The sequence below is a fragment of the Haliea sp. genome, assembly GCF_040222615.1.
Taxonomy (GTDB): domain Bacteria; phylum Pseudomonadota; class Gammaproteobacteria; order Pseudomonadales; family Halieaceae; genus Haliea.
The window spans coordinates 1-2,398 of sequence record NZ_JAVKCQ010000204.1; the positions used below are offsets into that span (position 1 = coordinate 1).

3 protein-coding genes are annotated in these 2,398 nt (G+C 68.7%); 2 read left to right on the top strand and 1 reads right to left on the bottom strand.

Translation table 11 applies throughout. The annotated features are described in order from the left end of the window. Both RJQ10_RS16030 and RJQ10_RS16035 read left to right on the top strand, forming a co-directional pair. On the top strand, nucleotides 1-216 hold a 216-nt coding region (locus RJQ10_RS16030; RefSeq protein WP_502880250.1), incomplete at its 5' end, for an LpxL/LpxP family acyltransferase. Between the two features lie 51 nt (nucleotides 217-267). Then, nucleotides 268-1,344 (top strand): CDP-glycerol glycerophosphotransferase family protein, encoded by a 1,077-nt coding sequence (locus RJQ10_RS16035; RefSeq protein WP_350148384.1) that lies wholly within the window; start codon nucleotides 268-270, stop codon nucleotides 1,342-1,344. Here RJQ10_RS16035 and RJQ10_RS16040 read toward each other — a convergent pair. Then, nucleotides 1,329-2,398: glycosyltransferase (locus tag RJQ10_RS16040; RefSeq protein WP_350148385.1), on the bottom strand; the 1,070-nt coding region annotated here is incomplete at its 5' end. The genes RJQ10_RS16035 and RJQ10_RS16040 overlap by 16 nt on opposite strands.

The window sequence follows — 2,398 nt, forward strand, 5'->3', positions numbered from 1 at the left end:
TGCCAGCGGCTGCCCGACGGCAGCGGCTTCCGTCTGGTGGTGCGTCGCTGCGCCGAGGGTATTGCCGATCCCGACCCGGTGGTGGCGACCACCGCGCTGAACCGCTCGGTGGAAGCCTGTGTCCGCGAGGCCCCGGAACAGTACCAGTGGGAGTACAAGCGCTTCCGCCACCGGCCCCCCGGCGAGCCCAACCCCTACCGTCAGCCTGCCGAATAAGGCACTGTGCTAGACTCAGCGCTTCCCGGTCCAGAACCCACATCGCCCCCCATGCGCCGCTACCTGTTTTTCGTCAACCAGCCCTATGCCTACTCCATCCTGCGCCCGCTGCAGGCGGAGATCCGGCGCCGGGGTGACGAGGCGGCCTGGTTTGTGGCCGGCTGCAGCACGGCGCCGCTGCGGGCGGACGAGCGGTTGCTGGCAACGCTGGAGGAGGCCCGCGCCTACCCCGCCGTGGCGACCTTCGTGCCCGGTGACTGGGTGCCGCATTGCCTCCCCGGCATCAAGGTGGAAGTCTTTCACGGCCTGGCCCGCAACAAGCGCGGCCACGCCAGCGAAGCCGAGAGCGACCACTACACCATCCGCGGCTGGTTCGATCTCTACTGCACCCACGCCGAGACAGACACCGCGAAGTTCTCCGCCCTGGCCAAGCGCCACGGCCACTTTCGCGTCGCCAGGACCGGCTGGCCCAAGCTGGACCCGCTGTTCGCTGCCGGTGCCCCCGCGGGACCGAGGCCACGCCGCAGCGATGCACCGCCGGTGGTGTTCTACGCCTCCACCTTCAGCCGGGCAATCACCTCGGCACCGGCGCTGGAAAGCGTCATCGCCGGGCTGGCAGCGAGCGGGAAATGGCGTTTCCTGGTCACCCTGCACCCGAAAATGGACCCGGAGGTGGTGGCCCGCTATCGGGCGCTCAGCGGACCCAATCTGCGCTTTGTCGACAGCGATACGGACTTGCTGCCGCTGCTGGCGGAGGCCGATGTCATGCTCTGCGACACCTCCTCCATCATGTTCGAATTCATGTTCCTGGACCGGCCGGTGGTGACCTACCGCAGTCGCATGGCGGGCCCCTGGCTGCTGGACGTGGAGCACGTGGACGAGGTGGAAGCCGCCCTGGCGGAGGCGCTGGAGCGCCCGGCCGCACTGCTGGAGGCGGCCCGCGCCCTGTGCCGGGAACTGCACGAGTTCAGCGATGGCCGCGCCAGCGGGCGCATCCTGGACGCGGTGGATGAAGTGCTGGCAGCGGGTCCGACGCCGCGACGCAAGCCGCTGAACCTGTGGCGCAAGCTGAAGATGCGCCAGCGCCTGCGCAAGGCCCTGCGGGTGACTGCTCAGTCAGAGCCGTAGCGGGGCCGGTCGCGGGTCCACAGGCCCGCGTACTTGTTGAAGCTCACCTGCGAATACAGCACCGCGGAGAGAAAGCCGACCTGGCCGTCGAGGAAGCCCAGGCGCAGCACATAGACGTGGACAAAGGTGAGCAGGCCGCGCAGGGTGGGGTACAGCAGGGAGCGCACGCGCTTGCCCTGCCGGTGCTTCTCGCCGGCGCCCAGCCAGGCATACTGGGCCCCTTTCTGCAGGGCGTGGCCGAAGTCACGGTGGGTGTAGTGCACCAGCCTGCCGCGCAGGGTCTGCACCCGCCGCCCTTCCGGCAGCAGTATTTTCTCGTGCACCAGCGCGTCCGAAAAGCGCACGCCAGCGCGCCGGAACAGGCGCAGCGGCGCCCGCCCGCTGCGCCCGAAATCCAGCCGGCTGCCGTAGATCGTCACTGCCCAGGGCAGGCAGTAGGCGTCCGCCGTGGGGGCGGCAAGCACATGGTTGATCTCTGCCGCCAGCCCCGGGCTCACCCGCTCATCCGCATCGATGGAAAGTACCCAGTCGCCGGTTGCGCGTTCCAGGGCGCGCTGCTTCTGGATGCCAAAGCCGGGCCAGTCGGTGACCACCACCTTGTCCGTGTAGCGGCGGGCAATTTCAACCGTGGCATCCGTACTGCCGCTGTCCAGCACAATGATCTCGTCGGCCACCGCGGCCACTGAGGCCAGGCAATCGCCGATATGCTGCTCTTCATCCCGCGTAATGACAATGGCCGACACGCTGACCGCCCGCCGCCGGCTGCAGGCACGGTTCAGCTCGAGCACCAGCGCGGCACCGGTGGCCGCCAGGGTCAGCACAAAGAAAGTGACAAAGAGGCTGCGGGAGAATACCGCCTCGGTCAGTCCGAACACCGCATATCCCACCGGCAGCATCACCCCCACTGAGGCGACAAAGGCCACCGCGGGCTCGCCGGCCCGCAGGTAGCGGGCAAACACGGCGACCGGTACCGCGAGCAGCAACAACCAGCTCAGCCCTCCCGCCAGGCCGCGCGTGGCGAGGCTTTGCAGCAGGTCGTTGTGAGCGTGGCCAG